The organism is Treponema sp. UBA7567 (assembly GCF_002476655.1).
GTDB lineage: Bacteria > Spirochaetota > Spirochaetia > Treponematales > Treponemataceae > Treponema_D.
In genome coordinates this window covers 1-7,311 of sequence record NZ_DLLH01000044.1, presented here as the reverse complement: position 1 = coordinate 7,311, position 7,311 = coordinate 1, and the positions used below count along the sequence as shown (strand labels likewise).

At 37.8% G+C, this 7,311-nt stretch carries 8 protein-coding genes; 7 read left to right on the top strand and 1 reads right to left on the bottom strand.

All coding sequences use genetic code 11. The features are described 5' to 3' along the window. Positions 1–51 precede the first annotated feature (51 nt). The 4 genes from lexA (at position 52) to B3Y13_RS05695 (ending at position 3,631) form a co-directional block, all read left to right on the top strand. The gene (lexA, locus tag B3Y13_RS05710) at positions 52–672 is read left to right on the top strand and encodes a transcriptional repressor LexA (RefSeq protein WP_296666936.1); all 621 of its coding nucleotides are present in this window, start codon (positions 52–54) and stop codon (positions 670–672) included. An 18-nt stretch (positions 673–690) separates the two neighbouring features. Then, a complete protein-coding gene (gene holA, locus B3Y13_RS05705; protein WP_296666934.1) occupies positions 691–1,707 on the top strand; it encodes a DNA polymerase III subunit delta in 1,017 nt (338 codons plus the stop codon). 140 nt (positions 1,708–1,847) lie between these two features. Continuing rightward, positions 1,848–2,927 carry a hypothetical protein gene (locus B3Y13_RS05700; RefSeq protein WP_296666932.1) on the top strand — a complete coding sequence of 360 codons (1,080 nt, stop codon included), beginning with the start codon at positions 1,848–1,850 and terminating at the stop codon, positions 2,925–2,927. Beyond that, on the top strand, positions 2,927–3,631 hold the full coding sequence (locus B3Y13_RS05695) for a LysM peptidoglycan-binding domain-containing protein (RefSeq protein WP_296024975.1): 705 nt from the start codon (positions 2,927–2,929) through the stop codon (positions 3,629–3,631). Before B3Y13_RS05700 ends, B3Y13_RS05695 begins: the two co-directional genes overlap by 1 nt. Positions 3,632–3,685: 54 nt before the next feature. Here B3Y13_RS05695 and B3Y13_RS05690 read toward each other — a convergent pair whose 3' ends face one another. Beyond that, positions 3,686–4,252, bottom strand: a complete 567-nt coding sequence (locus B3Y13_RS05690) for an NUDIX hydrolase (protein ID WP_296024977.1) — start codon at positions 4,250–4,252, stop codon at positions 3,686–3,688. 192 nt (positions 4,253–4,444) lie between these two features. On the opposite strand from B3Y13_RS05690, the gene B3Y13_RS05685 reads away from it, so the two are divergent. The 3 genes from B3Y13_RS05685 (at position 4,445) to B3Y13_RS05675 (ending at position 6,891) form a co-directional block, all read left to right on the top strand. After that, complete coding sequence (locus B3Y13_RS05685; RefSeq protein ID WP_296666928.1) at positions 4,445–5,269, top strand: AAA family ATPase; 825 nt, start codon at positions 4,445–4,447, stop codon at positions 5,267–5,269. Positions 5,270–5,400: 131 nt separating this feature from the next. Next, the gene (locus B3Y13_RS05680; protein WP_296693222.1) at positions 5,401–6,063 is read left to right on the top strand and encodes a hypothetical protein; all 663 of its coding nucleotides are present in this window, start codon (positions 5,401–5,403) and stop codon (positions 6,061–6,063) included. Between the two features lie 189 nt (positions 6,064–6,252). Further along, positions 6,253–6,891, top strand: coding sequence for a CDP-alcohol phosphatidyltransferase family protein (locus tag B3Y13_RS05675; RefSeq protein ID WP_296024985.1), 639 nt, complete (start codon positions 6,253–6,255; stop codon positions 6,889–6,891). The last annotated feature ends 420 nt before the right edge of the window (positions 6,892–7,311 follow it).

The following is a 7,311-nucleotide window of genomic DNA, read 5'->3' as shown; positions in this document are numbered from 1 at the left end:
AAGTCAATTCTAAAACTGAAGTTTTAACCTTGGCTTTTTATGGGAGGAAAAATGAAAGAACTTACAGAGCGCCAGCGTGAAGTTTTGAATTTTATTTCGGTTTTTTCAAAGGAAAATTCTTATCCGCCGACTGTTCGTGAAATAAGCGAGCATTTTGAAATTTCAATTCGGGCAGTGCAGGATCATATTGCTGCTTTGCAAAAAAAGAATTGTATTTCGATTAAACCGAAAAGTTCCAGATCTATCCGCGTTATCCGTAATGACAGCAGCGATGAAAGTATTCCACATCCTGCTTATATTGGGAAAGTTCCTTTGCTCGGTACTGTTGCCGCAGGAAAACCTCTTTTGAGTGAAGAAAATTTGGACGGTTATATAAACCTGACAGAGCCTTTTATTCGTCCTGGAAAAAGCTATTTTGCGCTTCGCGTTCGTGGTACAAGTATGATAAATGCCGGAATTCTCGAAGGAGATCTTGCAATTATTGAACAGTGCGAAACTGCTGTTGACGGACAGATTGTTGTTGCCGTAATTGATGATGCAATCACCTTAAAACGCTATTATCGCGAGTCAGACAGGATAAAGCTTCAGCCAGAAAACCCTGATTTTAAGCCGATTTATGCAAAAGATCTGCGCGTTGTTGGAATTCTCTCGAATATTGTTCGTACATACTAAAACTGAATAAATTCTGCAATGTCGGCACCGATTTATCTTTATACCGGACCTGAAGCCGGTGAAAAAAATGATCAGATTCTCGCATTAAAGGAAGAACTGCGCAAAAAAATAGGCAGCAGTGACGATTTTGTTTATTACGGAACGGATTTAAATATGAGTGATGTTGTTGCGCAGTTGATGACAGAATCCCTTTTTATTCCTGCGACATTTATTACAATCCGCAATGCCGAACTTGTAAAAGACAAAAAAGACATTGATATGCTGGCACAGTGGGTTCAGACTGTCGAAAAAACAAAAAAAGAAACGACAGTGCTGGTTCTTGTGTCTGACGAACTAAAAGTAGATTCTAAGCTTGAAAAACTTGTTCCTGCTGCAAATAAAAAAATTTTTTGGGAGATGTTTGAAAATCGCAAGGAGCAATGGCTGTATTCTTTTTTTAAGAAAAACGGTTATGTCCTTGAGCCAGACGCTGCGGCTTCTATTTTGGAAATGGTAGAAAATAATACTGAGGCCCTCAGAAACGAATGCAGCCGCTTTTTTATGTGTTTTGAACAGGGGCATTTTGTTACAGCCGCCGATGTTGAACAGATTTTGGCGCATAATCGTGAAGAATCGGCTTTTACACTTTTTGGGGCAATGGTTGAGCAGGATTTGCCTCAAAAAAGGTTTGAAAACTGCCTGGAAATTCTTCAGAAAATTAGGCTGTCAAAAAAAGACAGCGATGCCGTTGTAATAATTGCGGGGCTTTTATATTGCTTTAGAAAACTTGCGCTTTGGCAGTCGTTGCATGCGGCAGGTTCTCCAAATGAAGCTGAGTTAAAGAAAAATGGCTTTGCATCAAAAACTGCACGGTCTCAATATTCTTCGGCAGGCAGAATTTGGACTGGCGGGCAGGTTGCCGCGATTGTTGCTCTGCTTTCAAAAACAGATATTGATATTCGTTCATCTGGAACAGCTTTTCAAGATACTCTACTATCTCTAATGATTTACGAAATTGTAATAAAAAACGGCGCTTATTGTTCTGAATACGAGTAAATGAATGTTGCTCTATGCCGATAACTTAATTATAATTATTGTGGATTTTGGATTATAATTTTTTACTATGAAAAAAAATTAAAAAAACAGAAAGATGATGAAATTCATTTGTTTTTTTTAATTTTTATTTGGAGGAAAAATTGAAAAAGTTAATTTCAGCGCTTGCATGTATTCTGACTGTTCTTTTTGTAATTTCCTGCGGTTCAACTCCAGAAGCTGAGCCGGAGCCGACTGTAAAAGATGCGGCAGAGGAAATTAAAAAGGATGTAGAGGAAACTGTTGACTTCTCAGCAGCAAACAAATCTCTTCTTGCCTTGACGGAAGCTGCACGACAGAGCTCAATCGAATTTGGATCAGAAAAGTATTTTCCTGATGGATTTTCTGTTGCAGAAACAAAATATACTTCTATAAAAAACAATGTCGAAACAGATTCTTCAAAAGATTATTCTGCGGAAATAAAAGACCTTACTGCTCGTTATAATTCTCTTGCTTCTGCAAGTCAGGCTGCTGCCTTAAAAGAAAAGGCAGACGCGCTTTCTCTAGCAAACGAAAATCAAAAAGCCTACGACGATGGAAAAAAGGCTCTTGAAGAATATTCTGCGTTTGGAGCAGACAAAGACGGAGCAACTCTTCTTGCAAAGGCAAATGAAGCGCTTGCCGCTTACAACGATGTTGTAAATAAAGGGCTTAAGGCAAATGCGGCCCGCGAAAGACAGTCTGCGCTCGAAGCAAAAAGAAATGCTGACAAAGTAAGAGCCGGTGTTGCAAAAAAAGAAGAATACAAAAAAGCTTCTGAAATTTTTAAGAAAGCAGATTCTTCTTATGTGACAGCGAATATCGAAGGCGCATTTAACGGATATAAAACTGCTAAAGAGACATATTCTGCTTTGTACGAAGAAATTAAAGAAAAACGTGCTGCTGCGCAGGCTTTAATCGATGCAGCAAAACAGAAGGTTGCTGATTCTGAAAATTATGCGAAAGAAGCAGATTCAATTGCTCCTCTCGAAGGCGTAGTTGCGGGAATTGAAGCAGAAGATGCAGTTCTTCTTGAAGAAGATAATTTTGCTAATCCAGAAGATGCGGTAATCAATGTTGAAGATGGTACAACTGCAAAAACGGCAGAAAAAGTTGCGGAAACTGCAATTGCGGTAGAAAATGTAGCCTCAAATGCTGTTGAATCAGTAATCCAAAATTCACAGAATACATCGGAGGCTAAATAATGAAAAAAAGTATTACAGTTTTATTGGCGGTAATTTCGGCCTCTGTGCTTTTTGCCGTAAGTTATAAAAATAACACTTACCAAAAGCTTGCAAACGAATATACAAAAAAGGCCCAGAATGCTTTGGATGCAGGAGATTATGTTCTTGCTGAAGAGTATGCGAAAAAAGCAGAAGAAAATGCCGCTCTTTCTCAAGCATATATTCAGAAAATGCTTGCAAAATCGGAAGCTGATTCTGTAATGAAAAACGCGTCAAAACGTCTTGATTATGCAAAATCAATCAATGCAGATAAAAATTTCCCAATGGCATATACAGCCGCTCAAAAATCTTATGCAAGTGCAGATGATGCTTACAAAACAGAAGATTACACGACAGCTGCAGCCTATGCAAAACAAGTGTTAGAAACTCTTGCCGATATAAAAGAGATTACACCGCTTCCGCAGTATTATATTGTTCGTCCGTGGGAAGAAACAAAAGACTGTTACTGGAATATTTCTGGCCGGTCTTATGTTTATAACAATCCTTTGCTTTGGGAAAATCTGTATCAGGCAAACAAATCTAATATGCCAAAACCAAGCGATCCAAACTTGATTATGCCTGGAATGAAAATGGAAATTCCTAGTTTGACAGGCGAATATCGAGAAGGCGTTTATTCTCCTTCAAAAAAGTACGACGGCTATTCTGCCGTAAATGCTGAAAAATAAAAAATGCGTAAAAAGGCAGAAAATTTTTTATTTTCTGCCTTTTTTGTTTTAAATCTAAAAACTTCCAGAATCTTCCGCCTGCCGGAAAAGCATTAGCGCGCTGCACATAAGAGCGTGAGGCATTTGCGGAGTTCCCATTTTTTCGTAAACTTCGCTTTTTGGCATTTCAAGGTAATTTAAATATTCGTCAGAATCTAAATTTTGAGAGCCGGTTTCTTTTAAGTCAAAGGCCGCAAACACGTGAAAGTGGTTTGTCATAAAAGCCGGGTTTGGATTTATTTTTCCAAGATAGAGCATTTTTTCTGCAGCACAGCCGGTTTCTTCTTTTAATTCGCGGATTGCTCCTTGAAGCGGAGATTCTCCGTCGTCAACTACGCCGCCCGGAAATTCAATGCTAAGCGCTTTTTCTCCGTGCCGCCACTGCTTGACCATTATAAAATTTTCGTTTTTGACAGGAATTACTGCAACCCAATCTCTTGAGTCAATCGAAATGTAGCTGTGTTTCTGACCGTCGCTTGCAGTTGCCGGTGTCTGGCAGACGGTTGCTATCGGAGTTTTTAAAAGGATTTCTTTTTCGCCTTCTGTCCATACGAGCTGCGAGTCGCTGAAAGAATTTGCCATAGTTTTTTTTCCTTGTTTTGATAAAATTTGTAATTTTTTTGCAATTTTTTAAAGTTTTGACTTAAAACCGAGTTTATTTTATTATATTTAAAGTGATAAAAGTTTAAAGGGAAAAAAATCGTTCAAAATTAAATTTTACAGCATTTAAAAGTGTTGAATTTTTAGCCCTTGCAGTTTTCCAATGGAGGATTTATGGCAATAATTACTTTTTCTAGACAGGCGGCAGCACTTGGAGATGAACTTAGTCAGCTTGTTGCTAAAAAAATGAATTACACATTTGTTGGTCGTGAAGATTTGGAAAAGAAAATAGTTGCGCTTGGATTTCCAAAGGAAAAACTTCATAAATACGATGAAAAGACGCCAGGATTTTTTGCTTCTCTTGCAAAAGACCGCGATGAATATCTTGATTATTTGCAGACGGCTGTTTTGGAAGTTGCTGATGAAAACAACTGTGTAATTGTTGGCCGTGGTTCTTCTGTAATTCTTAATTCTGTTCAAAACCATTTTTGTTTTAGAGTTTTGGCTTCAAAAAACGACCGCATCCAGCGTTTGAACGAACTTCTGCAACTTGACGAAAAGCGGGCAGAAAAAAAACTTGCGGTAGCAGATAAACAGAAGTCTGGTTTTTATAAAAGCTTTTTTAATTGTCAGGTTGACGACCCGACACTTTATCATGCAGTGATTAACACTTCGGCAGTGGACTTGGATGCTGCCGCAGAAATGATTGTTGCCCTTGTCAAAACTTCAATTACCCAGAAAAAAGAAGAACTTGGACGTTTGCGTCTTGACGAAATGCTTGTTTGTCAGCGAATTGTAAATATGCTGATTCTTGAATATTGCCTGAATATAAACTTCTTGCATGCAACTGCACGCGACGGAAAAGTAATATTGCATGGAGTTGCAGATTCTACAGCGATTGTTGAGCGCGCTCTTACAATTACTCAGGCTGAACTTCCGGAATACAAGGTTGAATCTGCGATAAACGTTGTTCAGGATTTTAAGGCTTATCCACAATGAGTTTTTACGCCTGTCTTTCATTTGCAATAGTAAGTTTATGTCTTGGCGGAGTTGCTGGCTGCCTTTTTTGCGTAGCTTTTGCCAAAATTTTTCATAAAAAGTTTTTAAAAGCGAGAATTTCCGTAGTTTTTTTGCTTTTAAGCGTTGTTGTTGCGTTTGGAGCCGGCGGCTTTGTATTTATTAAAAACCCATCTTTTGAGCTTTCAGCATTTTTGACGGAAAAACTTTTCTTTTTCGCTCTTTTTGCCGCCGGCTTTTTGGGAGCTGTTTTTTGGAAAACTGTTTTTCCTGTTTTGATTGCATTTTATATTGCGCTTTCGGCTTTTACAGGAATTGCCCTTTATTCTGAATTTGGAATTTTGCCGGACAACATGAGCGTTACTTTGAATAAAACTTTTATTGAAGCTGGGAAATCGACTTTTTTTGTAGATTCTCCGGAAAATAAAAGTCTTGCGGTTGAAGTTTATGTTTTGCCAAAAAAACTTTTGCTTCCTCTGCCACGGGTTTGGTATCGCGTAATCGGGACTGTTGATTCTTCTTATATTGATGATGGAAAAAATATCCGGCTTTCATCTGAGTTTTCTGGCGATGTTTTGTTAGACGAAAATTCAAAAAATAGCCAGAAAAATTCTTTTTTTGCAAGGCACTTAAGAAATTACATGGGATGGGTTTTAAAAACTCGCAAAAACCTGCTTGTTCCGCTTCCGCAGAATGAGCTTTTGCCTTCTGTTTATACGCTTAAGTTTAAGAGAAAAACAGAAATCCTTTCGTGCAGGCTTGAAAAAAATCTGTAGCGGAATTTTTGCTTTAAAGTTAAATTTTTGCGTAAGGCTATGGAACCCTTGCAAGGCAATCCGCCAAAGGCGGACGAGCGGACAGCGAGGGGTGGAACAGCCGGCGGCAGCTTGTTGCCGATACGCCTGTATTTTTACAGCTTTTTTTATTACTTGACTTTTTAACGTCTTGTCAGAATACTTAGAAATATGAAAGTTTCTAATAAATTTACTGTTGCCCGGTTGATTTTTGCACCGATTTTTTTCCTGATTTATAATATTCCGATTTGGACTGGCAATAAAAATCTTGCGTTTATTTCTGCCTGTGTCATGATTCCTTCTCTTATTGTTATGGAGCTGACGGATTATTGGGACGGACATTATGCGCGAAAACACAACGAGGTAAGTGATTTAGGAAAACTTTTTGATCCGTTTGCCGATGTGATGCTCAATTTGACGGTTTTTATTTCGGCACTTAATTCGTTTGACCCAAAAATGGGCTCTTATATGCCGGTTGTAATTTTTGTTCTTATTATGTACCGCGAGTTCTGCCAGAATTTTTTGAGAATGCTTGCGATTCGTCAGGGCGTTGCAATCGCTGCCCGAAAAGGCGGAAAGGTTAAGACCGTTTTTTATATAATTTCTGGATTTTTTATGCTTGCGGCCGAGAGTTTTATTCGTTTTGGGCTGGTTGAATTTTGCGATGCAAAATTTGGCATTGATTTTACGGCCTTTTATCCTTGTGCAAAAATTGCAATCCAGGCTTTTTATGTTGTTTGCCTTGTTTTGAGTTACACTTCGTTTGTTGATTACTTAAAAAAATTTGGTTCGGTTTTTAAGGATATGTAATTTTTTTTGAATTTTGAGCACCTGTTTTTTTGCAGGTGCTTTTTTCGTTTTAAATGGTTTTTCTTTATTTTTGAAGCTTTTGGAGCGCATTTTTTTGAAAAGATACAATTTTCTCGTACTAAGGAAAGTTTTTATTTTTAACTTGCTTTCCACCCTTCGCTAACGCTCATTGAATCTGCGGTTTCACTCTGTTTTACCGCAGATTCAACTTCGGGGTTTCAATCAAGGCTATGATTTAGTTTTTCAGCCGGCGGCAACTGACTTGAAAAAAATAAGGAAAAAAAAGATAAAATATAACAAAATCTTTATGATAAATTTTGAAAAAAATAAAAAGTCCGATATTGACGAATTTTTATCTGTATGTTAATATATTTTTCGTTGCGAGATAGCGACTTAATAGGTTCTTTGAAAAGAAAAATC

Excerpts from the sequence above, each read along its gene's own strand:
- lexA (WP_296666936.1), top strand. The coding sequence starts at position 52 with ATGAAAGAACTTACAGAGCGCCAGCGTGAAGTTTTGAATTTTATTTCG.
- holA (WP_296666934.1), top strand. The coding sequence starts at position 691 with ATGTCGGCACCGATTTATCTTTATACCGGACCTGAAGCCGGTGAAAAA.
- B3Y13_RS05695 (WP_296024975.1), top strand. The coding sequence starts at position 2,927 with ATGAAAAAAAGTATTACAGTTTTATTGGCGGTAATTTCGGCCTCTGTG.
- B3Y13_RS05690 (WP_296024977.1), bottom strand. The coding sequence starts at position 4,252 with ATGGCAAATTCTTTCAGCGACTCGCAGCTCGTATGGACAGAAGGCGAA.
- B3Y13_RS05685 (WP_296666928.1), top strand. The coding sequence starts at position 4,445 with ATGGCAATAATTACTTTTTCTAGACAGGCGGCAGCACTTGGAGATGAA.
- B3Y13_RS05675 (WP_296024985.1), top strand. The coding sequence starts at position 6,253 with ATGAAAGTTTCTAATAAATTTACTGTTGCCCGGTTGATTTTTGCACCG.